This window comes from Algibacter sp. L4_22, from assembly GCF_023473045.1.
Lineage (GTDB): Bacteria > Bacteroidota > Bacteroidia > Flavobacteriales > Flavobacteriaceae > Algibacter.
Genome location: NZ_JAMCOK010000005.1, coordinates 411,813 through 427,995 on the forward strand (window position 1 = coordinate 411,813; position 16,183 = coordinate 427,995).

Sequence of the window (16,183 nt, forward strand, 5' to 3'; positions counted from 1 at the left end):
GTTAATTAATTTGTTATTATATGAATTCACTTTGGTTTTTCGACGACGTAAATCTTTTTAAAGTACTTTGTCCGCATAAGTTTAAAAATTACAAAAAGGATCACAGTTTTGATGCATATAAAAAACAGGATTATATTTATTTTGAAAAAGACTTTGCGAATAAAATCTATTTAATAGAAAAAGGAAAAGTAAAGATTGGTTATTATAATGAAGATGGAGTAGAAGTAGTTAAAGCTATTTTAACTAAAGGAGAACTATTTGGAGAGACAGCAATATTAGGAGATGAAACGCGAGAGGAGTTTGCGCAATCTGTTGATAACAGTACTAGTATTTGTCCGGTTGGTGTAGACACGATGCACGATTTAATGAGAGATAATCAAACATTTAGTTTTAAAGTTTATAAAGTAATAGGTTTTAAATTAAAAAAACTTGAACGCCGTTTACAGTTACTTCTTTTTAAAGATGCAAAAACAAGGCTTCTAGAGTTTTTACATGAATTGTGCACCGATTATGGGTACGATTGTGATCAAACTGGTGATCGCGTGGTAAACCATCCATATACTCAAAAAGATATTGCATCTTTAATTGGTACGTCTAGACCAACTTTAAATATTCTTTTGAATGAATTAAGAGAAGAAAAAATATTAGAATTTAAGCGAAAAGAAATAAGAATTTATAAAAAAAGTGCCTAATGTTAGTTGGCTAACATTTTATATGTTTTTAGTGAGATACCTTTGAAGTATAAAACAATCACTAAAAAAAAATAAAATGATTAAGAACACAATTTTAGCAATGCTAGCAATAGGAGTTTTAACAACTTCATGTGATAGCGATGATGACAGCGCACCAAAAACAGCAGATTTAACAATTGATCTTACCGGCTTAGAGGCTCTTGGTAACGATTTTGTTTACGAAGGATGGGTAATTGTAGATGGCTCACCTGTTTCAACAGGAACATTTTCATCAGTAGATTTTCCACAATCTTTTTCTGTAGATGCAGATCAATTGGCAAGTGCATCAACATTTGTATTATCTATTGAACCAGCAGTAGATTCTGATCCAGCTCCAGCTGCAACAAAAATTTTAGCAGGAGATTTTTCTGGTAGCTCAGCAAGTGTAAATTCAAATAATATTGTTGCAGATTTATCTTCTTCTACTGGAGAGTATATTTTGGCTACACCAACGGATAACGATGATACTAACGAAGCTAGTGGAATTTGGTTTTTAGATAATTCTGTTGATCCTGCGATAAAAGGTTTAGATTTACCAACATTATCTGACGGATGGGTATATGAAGGTTGGGTTGTATTCGATGGTACTCCAGTAAGTACCGGTACGTTTACAGATCCAAATGCTGCAGATGATAATGCTGCAACTACAGTTTTTAAGGGAGATGCAGGTGATGGTCCTGGTTATCCAGGAGAAGATTTTCTTCAAAATGCACCTTCGGGATTAACTTTTCCAACAGATTTAAAAGGAAAAACAGTTGTAATTTCTGTAGAACCAAGTCCTGATAATAGCGCTGCACCTTTCACATTAAAGCCTTTGGCTCATGAAGTTCCTGCAGATGCTATGAACCACACGGTAATTAGTATGGGAGCCGGTCCTGTGGTTAGTTTGTCTGGTACAGCTACGAGATAAATAAAATAAATTATCACAAAAAAAAGTCCTAGTAAATTAATTTACTAGGACTTTTTTTTATGTGTTTTCTATTATAAAATGATTGCTAAACTTAAAATAAGTTGATCTGGCCTTGTATCTAAGCGGCCACTATTTATACCATTATTACCAATAAATGTACCTTCATTTTTGCTAAATCCACGTTCGTATCTTAAATCGATACCAACTTTTTTAAAGTTAAGACCAACTCCAAAGTTAAGCCCTACTGAAAAATCCTCTTTAATATCCTCAATAGTAACACCTTCGAATTCGGTATCTAAAATATATTGAAATGATGGACCAGCAAATACGCTAACAGGACCTAAAATTTTTAAGCCAACTAAAATTGGAGCATCAAGTTTTTGCATTTCAAAACTATCATCGTCGTAATCACTTTTTGTTTTGGTATAAACAATTTCTGGTCTTAAATATAATTTGTCACCAATTTTCCCAAATAGACCAATATGGTAACCAACATTTCTATCTGGGTTTTTAGAGTTTTCGGTTATAGATTCTACATACTTACCATTGGCATTGTAATTTAAACCTCCTTTAATACCTATACCACTTGCTGTTTGGGCAAAAGCTGCTGATGGGACAACAATTGCAACTACTAAAATTAAAAATAAATTTTTCATAATGTTCGTTTTAAGATTTCAGTTATAATAACAAAAACGTTGCCAAAGTTAAATTATTTCCTTTTTTTAAATATTGCTTTCGGATTTTAGTTAATTATCTTTGCCAACTGATACAAATATATAGATGAAATTCGAATTAAACGCAAAAGACCCACAAAGCAAAGCTAGAGCAGGAAAATTAACTACAGATCATGGTGTAATTGAAACACCAATTTTTATGCCTGTGGGAACTGTTGGTACGGTTAAAGGAGTACATCAAAGGGAGTTAAAGAATGATATTAATCCCGATATTATTTTAGGAAATACTTATCATTTATATTTAAGACCACAAACACATGTGCTAGAGAAAGCAGGTGGGCTTCATAAATTTATGAATTGGGATCGAAATATTTTAACCGATTCTGGTGGGTATCAAGTGTATTCGCTTTCGGCAAATAGAAAGATAAAAGAAGAAGGTGTGAAGTTTAAATCGCATATTGATGGTAGTTATCACACATTTACGCCAGAGAGTGTTATGGAAATTCAACGTACTATTGGAGCCGATATTATTATGGCTTTCGATGAATGTACACCATACCCTTGTGATTATAATTATGCGAAACGTTCTATGCATATGACGCATCGTTGGTTAGATCGTTGTATTAATCACCTAGAAAAAACACCATTAAAATACGATTATAATCAAGCCTTTTTCCCTATTGTACAAGGAAGTACTTATAAAGACCTTAGAAAACAATCGGCTGAATATATTGCTAATTCGGGAGCTGTTGGAAATGCAATAGGAGGTTTATCCGTTGGTGAACCAGCCGAAGAAATGTATGCCATGACAGATGTAGTTTGTTCTATTTTACCGGAAGAAAAGCCAAGATATTTAATGGGAGTTGGAACACCAATCAATATTTTAGAAAATATTGCGTTAGGTGTAGATATGTTTGACTGCGTTATGCCAACTCGAAATGCAAGAAATGGTATGCTGTTTACAGCACATGGCTCTATAAATATTAAAAATTTAAAATGGGCAGAAGATTTTTCTGCAATCGATGAGATGGGAATAACTTTTGTTGATACGGAATATAGTAAAGCTTATTTACGTCATTTATTTACTGTTAACGAGTTGTTGGGTAAGCAAATAGCAACCATACATAATTTAGGTTTTTATATGTGGTTGGTTCGTGAAGCTAGAAAACATATATTAGCAGGCGATTTCAATGTTTGGAAAAACCAAATGGTTAAGCAAATGGATAATCGACTTTAAACGGGTAAAAATATTGAAACATCGCTTATTTATTGAAGCTGTAAAAGGATGAAAATATTAGATTGGTACATATTAAAGCGCTATTTGTTCACATTTCTTATGATGTTGCTACTGTTTATTCCTATCGGAATAACTGTGCATTTAGCTGAAAAAATTGGTAAAATTTTAGAAAACGAAGTGCCTTTTGGAGAAGTACTTATCTATCTTTTAGATTTTACTATTTATTTTGCGCATTTACTTTTTCCTTTATTTTTATTCTTATCTGTAATTTGGTTTACTTCAAAATTGGCTAATAATACAGAAGTTATTGCTTTTTTAAGTTCGGGTGTTTCGTTTTCCAGATTTTTACGTCCTTACATGATTGGAGCTACAATTGTTGGAGCTTTGTCTATTCTTTTAGGTTTATATTTAGCGCCAAATGCAAGTAAAGGTTTTAACGATTTTAGTTATAAATACCTTAAAAAGGGGAGAAGTGCGGTTGAAAACACCAATGTTTTTAGACAAATTAATGATAACGATATTATATACGTTAGTAGTTTTGACGTTAAAAATAGTATAGGTCGAAATTTTACGTTAGAACATTTTGAAAAGAATAAGCTTGTTTATAAAATTTCTGCAGATAAGATTAAATATGTTGAAAACGATTCATCTTCAACTTACGAATTAACCAACTACACCAAGCGCATTATTGGTCAAAACGAAGATGAATTAGGAATATTAAAGCAAAAAGACACCCTGTTTGCTTTCGATGTAGGCGATTTAATTCCAGAAATATACGCAGCAGAAACCAAAATGTATGGCGATTTAAAACAATTTATTGACAAAGAGGAAGCTAGAGGTTCATCAAATGTTGGGCGATTTAAATTAGTTTTATATAGAAAATGGAGTTTGCCAGTTTCAGTATTCATTTTAACAATTATAGCCGTTGCGGTATCTTCAAAAAAACGACGAGGTGGTATGGGCGTTAACCTAGCCGTTGGTATTTGTATAGCAATGATATTTGTGTTTTTCGACAAAATATTTGGAGTTATGGCAGAGCAATCAGATTTTAATCCACTTATTGCGGTTTGGTTTCCAAATATTATTTTTGGAATTTTAGCTGCTTATCTTTTGTACAATGCCAAACGCTAATCTTAAAGATTATTTTCATCTACATATCCTTGTTTTTATTGCTGGTTTTACTGCAATTTTAGGGGAGTTAATTACTATAACTGCAATTCCGTTAGTTTGGTTTCGCATGTTAATGGCTTTTATTTTAATGATAGTTTACGTCAAGTTTACTAAAGTAAATTTAAAGATTAGTCCCAAATCTATTTTAAGGCTTTCATTTGCAGGTGTTATTATAGCATTACATTGGATTACTTTTTTTGCATCCATAGATGCATCAAATGTGTCTACAACTTTAGCAGTGGTTTCAACAGGAACCTTTTTTGCATCGATTATAGAGCCTATTATTTATAAACGTAAAGTATTATGGTACGAAATTCTATTCGGAATGCTCGTAGTTGTTGGAGTTTGTATCATTACACAAAGTGAAATAGAGTATCTTACAGGTATTCTTTTAGGGATTTTGTCTGCTTTCTTTTCGTCTTTGTTCGCAGTACTTAACGGTAGTTTTCTTAAAAAACATTCTGCAACTGTTATTTCATTTTACGAATTTATTAGTGGTGTACTATTCATCACAATTTATATTGTTTTTTTTGGTGGAGGGTTTTCAAAAGAGTTTTTCAGTTTAAGCACTTCCGATTTTTGGTATCTTTTCATATTGGCATCCGTCTGTACAACATATGCATTTATAGCTTCTATTTACATTATGAAAACAATAAGCCCTTATACGGTGATGCTTACCTATAATTTAGAACCTGTTTATGGTATTGTTTTAGCTTTAATATTATTTCCTGAAAAAGAAAAAATGAGTCCAACATTTTATTATGGAGCTCTAGTTATTATTGTTGTCGTAATATTAAATGTAGTTGCTAAAAATAGCAGAAAGTTAAAAAGAATTCGCTCATAATGTTTTTACAAAATTAAAGTTTTTATATTTGCAGACTAACTCTAATAATCAGTCAAAACAAATTTCCTATGGAATATTTAGAATTTGAACTCCCAATAAAAGAGCTTGAAGATCAATTACAGAAATGTAGAATTATTGGTGAAGAAAGCGAAGTAGATGTAACAGAAACATGTACGCAGATAGAAAAAAAGCTTAAAGAAGCTCAAAAAGATATTTATAAGAACCTAACGGCTTGGCAACGTGTACAAATGTCTCGTCACCCAGAACGCCCATATACTTTAGATTATATTAGAGCTATTTGTGGTAATTCTTTTTTAGAATTACATGGAGATAGAAGCTTTAAAGATGATAAAGCAATGATTGGCGGCTTAGGGAAAATTGGTGATCAGAGTTTTATGTTTATCGGTCAGCAAAAAGGTTACAATACTAAAACGAGACAATATAGAAACTTTGGAATGGCAAATCCGGAAGGATATCGTAAAGCTTTACGCTTAATGAAATCTGCCGAAAAATTTGGAATTCCTGTAGTAACACTTTTAGATACACCTGGTGCATATCCTGGTTTAGAGGCTGAAGAACGTGGACAAGGTGAAGCTATCGCTAGAAATATTTTAGAGATGACGCGCCTTAAAGTGCCAATTATAACTATAGTTGTTGGTGAAGGTGCCTCTGGAGGAGCCTTAGGCATAGGCGTTGGAGATGTAGTTATGATGTTAGAAAACACTTGGTATTCTGTGATTTCTCCAGAATCGTGTTCGTCTATTTTATGGCGTAGTTGGGAATATAAGGAACAAGCTGCAGAAGCTTTAAAACTTACACCTCCCGACATGAAAAAGCTTAAATTGGTTGACGAGATTATAAAAGAACCTCTTGGTGGTGCACATCGTGATCGTACAAAAACATTTACATCCGTTAGTAATGCCATTACAAAACATTATGAGGTGCTAAAAAAGTTATCACAGAAAGATTTAGTTGCTCAACGAATGGATAAATATTTGCAAATGGGAGTTTATAAAGACTAAACACCCTAAAACATACTTAAGAAAAAATCTGAAGTTACTTACTTCAGATTTTTTTTATGCTTATTCACAATTTTTTTAAGTTATTAACAGTTAAATTGTTAACGAACGGTTAACAATCGAAGACCTCAAAATCTTTAAACCTACTTCAATTTTAATTACTTTCGCAGTCATGAAACAACCAAACCCCGTTCAGGGATATAAAGTCGATAAAAGCACCATTATTAGCCTTGAAAAAGGAAAAATACCTCCGCAAGCTATTGATTTAGAGGAAGTTGTTTTGGGGGCTATGATGATTGATAAAAAAGGTGTTGATGAAGTAATCGATATTTTAGCACCTGATGCATTTTATAAAGAGGCCCACCAACATATATTTGAAGCTATTTTTACGTTGTTTGAAAACAGTGAGCCGGTCGATTTATTAACCGTTTCAACACAGTTAAAGAAGAACTCGAAGTTAGAACAAGCAGGAGGTGATTTTTACCTCATTTCGTTAACTCAAAAAGTGTCATCTTCGGCGCATATCGAGTTTCACGCACGTATTATTTTACAGAAATTTATTCAGCGTAGTTTAATAAAAATTTCGAATGAAATTATTGAAGATGCTTACGATGAAACTAAAGATGTTTTCGATTTATTAGATACAGCAGAGTCTAAATTATATGAAGTAACCCAAGGAAATATTAAAAAATCAAGTGAAACAGCTCAAGATTTAGTAATCCAGGCGAAAAAGAAAATTGAAGAAATCTCGAATAAAGAAGGTTTAAGTGGTATTCCAACAGGATTTACCAAACTCGATAAATTAACATCGGGATGGCAACCTTCAGATTTAATTATCGTAGCTGCACGTCCTGGTATGGGAAAAACGGCCTTGACGTTATCTATGGCACGAAATATTGCGGTAGATCAAAATGTACCGGTGGCTTTTTTCTCCTTAGAGATGGCTTCTGTACAGTTAATCATGCGTTTAATTTCTAGTGAAACCGGCTTATCTTCAGAGAAATTAAGGACAGGAAAACTTGAAAAACACGAATGGGAACAACTTAATGTAAAGGTTAAAGGTTTAGAAAAAGCACCGTTGTTTATTGATGATACACCGTCGCTTTCCATTTTTGATTTACGTGCAAAAGCGCGTCGTTTATCGTCGCAGCATGGTATAAAGCTTATCATGATTGATTATTTACAGTTAATGACGGGTGGATCTAACCATGGTGGAAACCGTGAACAAGAAATTTCAATGATTTCTCGAAACCTTAAAGCTTTAGCAAAAGAATTAATGGTGCCTGTAATTGCGCTTTCGCAATTATCACGTGCCGTGGAAACGCGTGGTGGAAGTAAGCGTCCGTTGCTATCCGATTTACGTGAATCTGGTGCGATTGAGCAGGATGCGGATATTGTAAGTTTTATTTACCGTCCAGAATATTATAAAATTGATGAATGGGATGATGATGAACGCTCTCCAACTGAAGGTCAAGCTGAATTCATTATAGCAAAACACCGTAATGGTGGTTTAGAAAATATTAGATTAAAGTTTATCGGAAACTTAGGTAAGTTCGATAATTTAGATGATTTTGATTCTCCATTTGAGTTTCATTCTAAAATGAATGCAGCCGCAAACGATGATACCTTCCAAGCCGATAATTTTAAGGCCAGTCCAGATCAAGCTTTTGGAAGTTCGTTTAATGATGATGATAACGATGTACCGTTTTAAACTATAAGGTTTTGTTCAATTAATTTGAATAAGTTTGTCCATGATAATTATTAGAATAAGATTATTATCTCATCATCTAGAATCGTTAATACTGTTTTTTATCTCCGCAAAAATTAAGTATCTTTCGCTTATATAATTAAATTTCTCAGTTGTTTTTCTTAAAATTAACTGAGAAATTATTTTTAGGCAATCTCAAATTGAAAAAAATAATCCTCACATTATTATTTATATGCTTGGCATGTAAAACTTACGCATCCTACATTCTTATACCAATGGGGGTCGATAATCAAAAAAATCATTTAAAAGCTTACGGAATAACGTATTGGGTTCTAAATAAAGAACTTAAAGTAAAATGGCTACTCAATTATCAAGGAGGTTCTTTTTTATTGCCAGATACGGAAGATATTCAAAGAGAATGTCAAATTCGAGGCGTTTCTTTCAATGTTATCTCTAACGATAAAGCGGAAAGTATTTTGGAAGATATAAGTAGTCCAAGCCAAAATATGGAAGCCGTAGTTTTAGAAAAAGCACCTAAGATTGCTGTATACACGCCAGAAGGAAAATTACCATGGGATGATGCTGTAACTATGGTTTTAAACTATGCTGAAATTCCATATGAAACCGTTTACGATGAAGAGGTTTTAAATGATGGGCTTTTATTATTCGATTGGTTGCACTTACATCATGAAGATTTCACGGGACAATATGGTAAGTTTTATGGAGCTTATCGTGCCGCACCTTGGTATATAGAAGAAAAGAAGCTAGCAGAGGGTAGAGCTTCAAAATTAGGTTACAATAAAGTTTCCGAAGAGAAATTAGCTGTAGCATTAAAAATTAGAGATTATGTTGTTGGTGGTGGTTTTATGTTTGCTATGTGTAGTGCTACGGATAGTTTTGATATTGCCTTATCGGCTGAAGGAATAGATATTTGTGAGCCAATGTTTGATGGTGATGGGAGCGAAGCAGGCTATCAAAACAAAATAGACTTCAATAAAACGTTTGCATTTACTAATTATCAATTGGAAAGAAGGCCGACAACCTACGAGTTTTCTTCTATTGATATGACTCCAAAACGGAGGATTACAAAAACTACAGATTATTTTTCACTCATGGAGTTTTCGGCAAAATGGGATCCAATTCCAACCATGTTGTGCCAAAACCATACAGCTTTAGTTAAAGGTTTTATGGGGCAAACTACATCGTTCACTAGAGATGAAATAAAATCTAATGTTTTGGTCTTGGGTGAAAACAAAACCAATGGTGAAGCAAAATACATTCATGGCATTAAAGGAAAAGGATTTTTTACCTTTTATGGTGGTCATGATCCTGAAGATTATCAGCATCGAGTTGGCGATCCAAAAACCGAACTTGATTTACACCCAACATCTCCTGGTTATAGGTTAATTTTGAATAATGTCTTATTTCCTGCGGCTAGAAAGAAGAAGCAGAAAACCTGATGATAGCTGAATATATTATATTTCAAATAAATAAACTTCAAAAAACTAAAATCATGGCATCAAAAAAAGCAATACTTAATAAAATACAAATAGTACTTACCAATCATTTTAAAACTCCCGAAGACGCTTTCAATTTTTTTGATAAAAGTGGGGATGGTAAATTATCGAAAAGTGAAATTGTAGTATTATTAAAAGAAGCCGAAATTAATGGATTTATCCGCGGATTAGTATCATCTAAACTTATAGACGGTTATGATAAGGATGGCGACGGAAAAATAGATTGGAAAGAGTTTAAAAAGGCTATCGCTGAAATTGCGAAAGATGTTAAGTAATCTCAATATATTTTCTTTTAAATGAAAATTTTTCAAAAAGAGATTAAATTAAAACCATATCCACGAGGTTTTCATTTAATAACGGATAGCATTTTAGGAACGATTCCAGAAATTGGTCAAATTAATTTTGGACAGCTACAAGTTTTCATAAAGCATACATCTGCGAGTTTGTCTATTAACGAAAATGCAGATAGCACGGTAAGAACAGACTTTGAAAATCATTTTAATAAAATGGTTCCTGAAAACGCACCGTATTATAAACATACTTATGAGGGAAGTGATGATATGCCTGCCCACATTAAGGCATCTTTATTAGGAGCTTCAGTACAAATACCCATCACTAATGGAAAATTGAATTTAGGTATTTGGCAAGGTATTTATTTATGCGAACACCGAGATTATGGTGGCTCTAGAGAAATAGTTATAAGTGCTTTCGGTTTGTAGATTATTACATTTAATTTATGGGATTAGTTACGTTGCGCTATTATAGAACGCTTAAATAAATCTTAACAAACAAGCCATTATTATAAGTACAAAAAAACAGCTTATCTAATTTAGATAGGCTGTTTTTTTGTTACTAGCTTTAAATATTGATTATTGTACTTGTTTAAACTTAACAATAATGCTTGTTATTTCAATCTCTTGAAAGGTAATTCTATTAGTATCGACTTATTTAAAAGTATTAAAAAAAGGATAGAACTATTAAAACAAGGTTACATCCATCGTAAAGTTTCAAATTTCATTAAATACATTTTATAAATGAAAAATATATTTATCTTATTATTCGTAGTTTTTGGATATTCAATTTATGCCCAACAAACTCATTTCAATACTAAAAAAGGTTTCGTAATTGAAGGATTTGATGTTGTTTCATATTTTGAGAGCACACCCCAAAAGGGAAGTGATAAATATGTGAGTTCTTATAATGGAGCAAAGTTTAAGTTTTATTCACAGAAGAATTTAAACACTTTTAATAATAATCCAGAAATGTATGTACCACAATATGGTGGATACTGCGCTTATGCAGTTGCTGTAAAAGGAGAAAAGGTTTCAATAGACCCAGAAACTTTTGAAATAAGAGATGGCAAATTATATCTTTTTTATAATTCTTGGGGTATTAATACACTTAAATCTTGGTTAGATGAGTCTCCAAATAATTTAAAAATAAAAGCCGATAATAATTGGAAACATCTCGATTAAAATTAAATAGATGAATTTACTAATTTATTTTCTTATTGGTTTTACAGCTGCCGTAATTGGAGCGTTACCTTTGGGCACAACAAATGTTGCGGTAATAAATACAACTATTAAAGAAAACGTACAGAATGCACTAAAAATTATATATACAGCGGCATTAGCAGAACTAATTTTAATTGTTTTTGCTATTATATTTAATAGCCAAATAGAAGTATTTATTAAAATGAATATTTGGTTACAATATACAATTGTGGTCATTTTGTTAGTTGTAGGTGTTGTTCTTTTATCAGGTAGAACAGAATGCGTTAAAGATGAAAATGACGAGTGTATAATTATTAAAAAAAGAAGAACGCCGATATCAAAAGAAATGCTTGGTTTCTTTTTAGGTTTAGTTAATCCAACGGTTCTAATTTACTGGATATTTATAATGTCGTATTTAAATAAAAATATAATCGATTTAAATATTGCAGTAGAATATCAACTGGTGCTATTGTTTTTAATAGGGGCGTACTTCGGTAAACTTCTTATATTATATGGTTATGGTAAATTTAGTGATGTACTAAAGGTGAGAGTGAAGAATTTAACAACACGTATAAATAGAGTTATAGGAGTCTTATTAGTTTGTATTTCTATTTTTCAAATAACTAAATTAATTTATCTATAATATTATAAAGAAACGGTATTTAGAAACCTTAAACGATATTTAAATTACAGGTATAAAAAAATCCGATTCAATTAAGAATCGGATTTTTTTTTATTAAGCGAATAATATGTTTTACAATAGGCGAAACGCCTTATTTTACTTTCTCGATAACAGCTTTAAAAGCTTCAGGGTTGTTCATTGCTAAATCGGCTAAAACCTTACGGTTTAATTCGATGTTGTTAGCTTTTACTTTTCCCATAAATTGAGAATAAGATAAACCATGTAAACGGGCTCCTGCGTTAATACGCGTGATCCATAATGCACGGAATGTTCTCTTTTTTACTCTACGGTCTCTGTACGAATATTGCATCGCTTTGTCAACCGCATTTTTTGCTACTGTCCAAACGTTTTTACGACGTCCAAAGTAACCTTTTGCTTGTTTTAGAACCTTTTTTCTACGGGCTCTTTTTGCTACAGAATTTACTGATCTTGGCATAATTTTAATTGTTTTTTTGTAGTAGGCGGCCAATAAATTGACACTTCTTAAATTTGAGCCTAACTCCAGGGTTTATAATTTATTTAACCAACGTTAAAACTTGTTGTGCTTATTTTAAACGCAACATGGTTTTAATGTTACTTTCGTCTGCTTTATGTACTAATGTATCATGTCGCAGAGCTAGCTTACGCTTTTTAGATTTCTTTGTTAAGATGTGACTCTTAAAAGCGTGCTTTCTTTTTAATTTACCAGTACCTGTAAGCTTGAAACGCTTTTTAGCACTAGATTTTGTTTTCATTTTAGGCATTTTTTTCTCCTAGATTTTAATTATTTCGCTTAATTATTGTACTGCCGAATTTGATTCGGCATCTTATCTTTATCCTAATAAATTAGGGTAATTTACTTTTTGGGTGCAATAAACATTGTCATACGTTTACCTTCCAATCTTGGCATTTGTTCTACTTTTCCAAGTTCTTCAAGATCTTGAGCTAAACGTAGTAACAGGATTTGGCCTTGTTCTTTAAATATAATAGAACGTCCTTTAAAAAACACAAAAGCTTTTAGTTTTGCGCCTTCTTTAAGGAATTTTTCGGCATGCTTCCTTTTAAATGCGTAATCATGATCATCAGTTTGAGGTCCAAAACGAATCTCTTTGATAGTCACTTTTGTAGCTTTAGATTTTAAAGCTTTATCACGCTTCTTTTGTTCGTAAAGAAACTTTTTATAGTCCATAACCTTACAAACAGGGGGCTCAGCATTTGGTGATATTTCTACAAGATCTAGTCCTTGTGTGTCAGCTATTCGCATAGCGTCACCTTTGGTATAAATACCAATTTCCACGTTGTCTCCTACAAGACGCAGTTTTTGTGCTGTAATTTTAGAGTTTATCTTGTGTTTATCCTCTTGTGAAACCCTTCTCGGTTGATGTCTTCTTCTAATTGCTATGGCCTTAAAATTTTAAATTAAACTTAATTGTATGTTATTCTTAAAACGTTTTTAACGTCTTTTTAATATCTTCTTTTATTATCTGAGAGAAGTCTTCAACGGAAATCATTCCTAAATCTGCTCCGCCGTGTTGGCGTACGGATATTTTACCTTCTTGCTCTTCTTGTTCCCCTATAATAATCATATACGGGTGTTTTTGCATTTCAGATTCTCTAATCTTCTTCCCAATAGTTTCATTTCTATGGTCTACAAGGGCGCGAATTTCGTCATTTTCTAGGAGATTTAAAACTTTTTCGGAGTATTTTTCATATTTCTCACTAATAGACAAAATAATTACCTGCACAGGCATAAGCCAAAGCGGGAAGTTTCCTCCTGTATGTTCCAATAATAATGCCACAAAACGCTCTAAACTACCAAAGGGAGCTCGGTGTATCATAACAGGGCGGTGAAGCTCGTTATCACTGCCTTTATACGATAAATCAAAACGTTCTGGAAGGTTGTAATCTACCTGAATAGTACCTAATTGCCACTTTCTTCCTAAGGCATCTTTAACCATAAAATCTAGCTTTGGACCGTAAAAAGCAGCCTCACCAGTTTCAATAACAAAATCTAATCCTTTATCAGTAGCGGCATTAATAATTGCTTGCTCTGCTTTTTCCCAATTGGCAACATCACCAATATATTTGTCGGGATTTTCAGGATCTCTTACAGAAACTTGAGCTGTAAAATTTTCAAAACCTAAAGAACCAAAAACATAAAGAACTAAATCAATAACATCTTTAAATTCTTTATCCAATTGTTCTGGCATACAAAATATGTGTGCATCATCTTGAGTAAAACCTCTAACACGGGTTAAACCATGCAGTTCACCACTTTGTTCATATCTATAAACGGTACCAAATTCAGCATAACGCTTTGGTAAATCTTTATAACTCCATTGAAAGCTGTTGTAAATCTCACAGTGGTGTGGGCAGTTCATGGGTTTAAGTAAAAACTCTTCACCTTCTTTAGGCGTAGTTATCGGTTGGAAACTATCAGCTCCATATTTTTCATAATGCCCAGAAGTAACATAAAGTTCCTTTTGTCCAATATGTGGTGTAATTACCATTTCGTAACCCGCTTTCTTTTGTGCAGCTTTCAAAAAGTTTTCTAAGCGTTCACGTAAAGCAGCACCTTTTGGTAACCAAAGCGGTAAACCTTGGCCAACTTTTTGCGAAAACGTAAACAACTCTAATTCTTTACCAAGTTTTCTATGATCACGTTTTTTAGCCTCTTCAAGTAAAGCTAAATATTCAGTAAGGTCCTTTTGTTTCGGGAACGATGTTGCGTAAACACGAGTTAATTGTGGTTTGTTTTCATCACCTCTCCAATAAGCACCAGCAACACTTAAAATTTTAACAGCTTTTATAATCCCGGTATTTGGTATATGTCCGCCACGGCATAGATCTGTAAACGTTGAGTGATCGCAAAATGTAATGGTGCCATCCTCTAAGTTTTCAATAAGTTCCGTTTTAAATTCGTTTCCTTTATATAACTCTAAAGCTTCCGCTTTGCTAGCCGAACGCATTTTAAATTCATGTTTTCCACGAGCAATTTCCAACATCTTGGTTTCAATAGCCTTAAAGTCCTTTTCCGAAACTGTATGCTCGCCAAAATCTACATCATAATAAAACCCATTATCAATAGCAGGTCCAATCGTTAACTTTGCATCAGTATATAACTCTTCAATAGCTTGAGCTAAAACGTGAGCCGAACTATGCCAAAATGCAGTTTTCCCTGCATCGTCCTTCCAAGTATATAAAACCAGCGAACCATCCGTCGTCAAAGGCGTAACAGTTTCAATAGTTGTACCATTAAAATTTGCCGAAATCACGTTTCTAGCAAACCCTTCGCTAATACTTTTCGCAACATCCATAGGTGTCACGTTCTCATCAAACGTTTTCACGCTGCCGTCAGGTAATGTAATATGTATCATAAAATAATTTAAATCTCTTGCAAAGATAATAGTATAAACAAACCCACACAATATATATGTATGTAATAATTTAAATAGAATAATTTGAGCGTTACTCTAGCTGCACTTTTAGTGTTGCAGCCAGAGTCGGGCTTTCACTACTCGCTTTTTTGTGTTGCATAGGTGCAACAACACAAAAAGAGCTCAAACAAGCCGTTCAATCCCTAACGCGAGAGGTAACCCGTGAAATTTGTCTTTAATTATTGAGTTAAAGGTATTCTACAAATAGAAAGATATACATATATATGGATAGTAAAATAATTAGATATAGAAATAAGGTTAGGAGGTAGGCAAACTGGTTAATTATAGAAAGAAATTTAATATCTATATAAGGAGTACTAACAATATTATAATTAAGGTAAAAGGTTAGAATTGAAAAAGGATTAAAAAAGAGATGAATAAAAAGGCTTTATTAATATGTCTAGCGCATTATTAAATATGAATTTTCATCGTATTCCCCAAAATAAAAAACAGTTTAATAAAAATCACACCCATAAAACAACCTAAATGCACCAAACACTGTATCAGCAAGGCAAGAATTAATTAAAAACGAAGTAACTAGAGAAGTAAATTGTTTAATAAATATTTCTGCAACCCAGGTATTATCTGCAGTAAATTAAGGAATAACAATAAAATCACGTGAGCCTCAAAAGGAAGCTTAACTTCTAAGTTGTTAAACAACAAGGTTCTAAGATTTAAATTAAAAATAATCCAAAAAACCTTCATAAAAAGGTTGTCAGAACTAAAAAGGCATGTATATTTGCAGCCCGCTAAAAAAGGTAAAAATTTTAAAGCGGTAACGT

Annotated in this window: 17 protein-coding genes; 12 read left to right on the forward strand and 5 right to left on the reverse strand. The window is 32.8% G+C overall.

All coding sequences use genetic code 11. The features are described from left to right. Positions 1-20: 20 nt before the first annotated feature. Positions 21-692: a Crp/Fnr family transcriptional regulator gene (locus M4I23_RS15190; protein WP_158848896.1), complete on the forward strand. Its 672-nt coding sequence runs from the start codon at positions 21-23 to the stop codon at positions 690-692. Between the two features lie 76 nt (positions 693-768). Continuing rightward, positions 769-1,641: an anti-sigma factor gene (locus M4I23_RS15195; RefSeq protein WP_249754979.1), complete on the forward strand. Its 873-nt coding sequence runs from the start codon at positions 769-771 to the stop codon at positions 1,639-1,641. Between the two features lie 71 nt (positions 1,642-1,712). Here M4I23_RS15195 and M4I23_RS15200 read toward each other — a convergent pair whose 3' ends face one another. Next, entirely contained in the window at positions 1,713-2,297 is a 585-nt protein-coding gene (locus M4I23_RS15200) for an outer membrane beta-barrel protein (RefSeq protein WP_158848900.1), read from the reverse strand. A 124-nt stretch (positions 2,298-2,421) separates the two neighbouring features. Between M4I23_RS15200 and tgt the strand changes: the two genes are divergently transcribed. From tgt to M4I23_RS15250, 10 genes are all read left to right on the forward strand, one after another. Next, positions 2,422-3,552 carry a tRNA guanosine(34) transglycosylase Tgt gene (tgt, locus tag M4I23_RS15205; RefSeq protein ID WP_158848902.1) on the forward strand — a complete coding sequence of 377 codons (1,131 nt, stop codon included), beginning with the start codon at positions 2,422-2,424 and terminating at the stop codon, positions 3,550-3,552. Positions 3,553-3,600: 48 nt separating this feature from the next. After that, entirely contained in the window at positions 3,601-4,683 is a 1,083-nt protein-coding gene (locus M4I23_RS15210) for an LptF/LptG family permease (protein WP_158848904.1), read from the forward strand. Next, positions 4,670-5,566 (forward strand): DMT family transporter, encoded by an 897-nt coding sequence (locus tag M4I23_RS15215; RefSeq protein WP_158848906.1) that lies wholly within the window; start codon positions 4,670-4,672, stop codon positions 5,564-5,566. Before M4I23_RS15210 ends, M4I23_RS15215 begins: the two co-directional genes overlap by 14 nt. Positions 5,567-5,634: 68 nt before the next feature. After that, the gene (locus tag M4I23_RS15220) at positions 5,635-6,588 is read left to right on the forward strand and encodes an acetyl-CoA carboxylase carboxyltransferase subunit alpha (RefSeq protein WP_158848908.1); all 954 of its coding nucleotides are present in this window, start codon (positions 5,635-5,637) and stop codon (positions 6,586-6,588) included. Between the two features lie 169 nt (positions 6,589-6,757). Continuing rightward, complete coding sequence (gene dnaB / locus M4I23_RS15225) at positions 6,758-8,296, forward strand: replicative DNA helicase (protein ID WP_158848910.1); 1,539 nt, start codon at positions 6,758-6,760, stop codon at positions 8,294-8,296. A 272-nt stretch (positions 8,297-8,568) separates the two neighbouring features. After that, entirely contained in the window at positions 8,569-9,753 is a 1,185-nt protein-coding gene (locus M4I23_RS15230; protein WP_249754980.1) for an asparagine synthetase B, read from the forward strand. 53 nt (positions 9,754-9,806) lie between these two features. Next, positions 9,807-10,085 (forward strand): EF-hand domain-containing protein, encoded by a 279-nt coding sequence (locus tag M4I23_RS15235; protein WP_158848914.1) that lies wholly within the window; start codon positions 9,807-9,809, stop codon positions 10,083-10,085. 21 nt (positions 10,086-10,106) lie between these two features. Continuing rightward, entirely contained in the window at positions 10,107-10,529 is a 423-nt protein-coding gene (locus tag M4I23_RS15240) for a secondary thiamine-phosphate synthase enzyme YjbQ (protein WP_249754981.1), read from the forward strand. A gap of 315 nt (positions 10,530-10,844) precedes the next feature. Continuing rightward, positions 10,845-11,285 carry a YHS domain-containing (seleno)protein gene (locus tag M4I23_RS15245; protein ID WP_249754982.1) on the forward strand — a complete coding sequence of 147 codons (441 nt, stop codon included), beginning with the start codon at positions 10,845-10,847 and terminating at the stop codon, positions 11,283-11,285. Between the two features lie 10 nt (positions 11,286-11,295). Further along, positions 11,296-11,946, forward strand: coding sequence for a LysE family transporter (locus M4I23_RS15250; protein WP_249754983.1), 651 nt, complete (start codon positions 11,296-11,298; stop codon positions 11,944-11,946). Between the two features lie 130 nt (positions 11,947-12,076). Here M4I23_RS15250 and rplT read toward each other — a convergent pair whose 3' ends face one another. From rplT to thrS, 4 genes are all read right to left on the reverse strand, one after another. Next, positions 12,077-12,421 (reverse strand): 50S ribosomal protein L20, encoded by a 345-nt coding sequence (gene rplT / locus M4I23_RS15255; RefSeq protein ID WP_158848922.1) that lies wholly within the window; start codon positions 12,419-12,421, stop codon positions 12,077-12,079. A gap of 109 nt (positions 12,422-12,530) precedes the next feature. Beyond that, positions 12,531-12,728: a 50S ribosomal protein L35 gene (rpmI, locus tag M4I23_RS15260; protein ID WP_158848924.1), complete on the reverse strand. Its 198-nt coding sequence runs from the start codon at positions 12,726-12,728 to the stop codon at positions 12,531-12,533. Positions 12,729-12,820: 92 nt separating this feature from the next. Further along, positions 12,821-13,366, reverse strand: a complete 546-nt coding sequence (gene infC / locus M4I23_RS15265; RefSeq protein WP_199269945.1) for a translation initiation factor IF-3 — start codon at positions 13,364-13,366, stop codon at positions 12,821-12,823. 40 nt (positions 13,367-13,406) lie between these two features. Next, positions 13,407-15,341, reverse strand: a complete 1,935-nt coding sequence (gene thrS / locus M4I23_RS15270) for a threonine--tRNA ligase (RefSeq protein WP_158848926.1) — start codon at positions 15,339-15,341, stop codon at positions 13,407-13,409. Between the last annotated feature and the right edge of the window lie 842 nt (positions 15,342-16,183).

Excerpts from the sequence above, each read along its gene's own strand:
- dnaB (WP_158848910.1), top strand. The coding sequence starts at position 6,758 with ATGAAACAACCAAACCCCGTTCAGGGATATAAAGTCGATAAAAGCACC.
- M4I23_RS15230 (WP_249754980.1), top strand. The coding sequence starts at position 8,569 with ATGGGGGTCGATAATCAAAAAAATCATTTAAAAGCTTACGGAATAACG.
- M4I23_RS15200 (WP_158848900.1), bottom strand. The coding sequence starts at position 2,297 with ATGAAAAATTTATTTTTAATTTTAGTAGTTGCAATTGTTGTCCCATCA.
- thrS (WP_158848926.1), bottom strand. The coding sequence starts at position 15,341 with ATGATACATATTACATTACCTGACGGCAGCGTGAAAACGTTTGATGAG.
- rplT (WP_158848922.1), bottom strand. The coding sequence starts at position 12,421 with ATGCCAAGATCAGTAAATTCTGTAGCAAAAAGAGCCCGTAGAAAAAAG.
- M4I23_RS15245 (WP_249754982.1), top strand. The coding sequence starts at position 10,845 with ATGAAAAATATATTTATCTTATTATTCGTAGTTTTTGGATATTCAATT.
- M4I23_RS15190 (WP_158848896.1), top strand. The coding sequence starts at position 21 with ATGAATTCACTTTGGTTTTTCGACGACGTAAATCTTTTTAAAGTACTT.
- M4I23_RS15250 (WP_249754983.1), top strand. The coding sequence starts at position 11,296 with ATGAATTTACTAATTTATTTTCTTATTGGTTTTACAGCTGCCGTAATT.
- M4I23_RS15210 (WP_158848904.1), top strand. The coding sequence starts at position 3,601 with ATGAAAATATTAGATTGGTACATATTAAAGCGCTATTTGTTCACATTT.
- M4I23_RS15195 (WP_249754979.1), top strand. The coding sequence starts at position 769 with ATGATTAAGAACACAATTTTAGCAATGCTAGCAATAGGAGTTTTAACA.
- M4I23_RS15240 (WP_249754981.1), top strand. The coding sequence starts at position 10,107 with ATGAAAATTTTTCAAAAAGAGATTAAATTAAAACCATATCCACGAGGT.
- tgt (WP_158848902.1), top strand. The coding sequence starts at position 2,422 with ATGAAATTCGAATTAAACGCAAAAGACCCACAAAGCAAAGCTAGAGCA.
- rpmI (WP_158848924.1), bottom strand. The coding sequence starts at position 12,728 with ATGCCTAAAATGAAAACAAAATCTAGTGCTAAAAAGCGTTTCAAGCTT.
- M4I23_RS15235 (WP_158848914.1), top strand. The coding sequence starts at position 9,807 with ATGGCATCAAAAAAAGCAATACTTAATAAAATACAAATAGTACTTACC.
- M4I23_RS15215 (WP_158848906.1), top strand. The coding sequence starts at position 4,670 with ATGCCAAACGCTAATCTTAAAGATTATTTTCATCTACATATCCTTGTT.
- M4I23_RS15220 (WP_158848908.1), top strand. The coding sequence starts at position 5,635 with ATGGAATATTTAGAATTTGAACTCCCAATAAAAGAGCTTGAAGATCAA.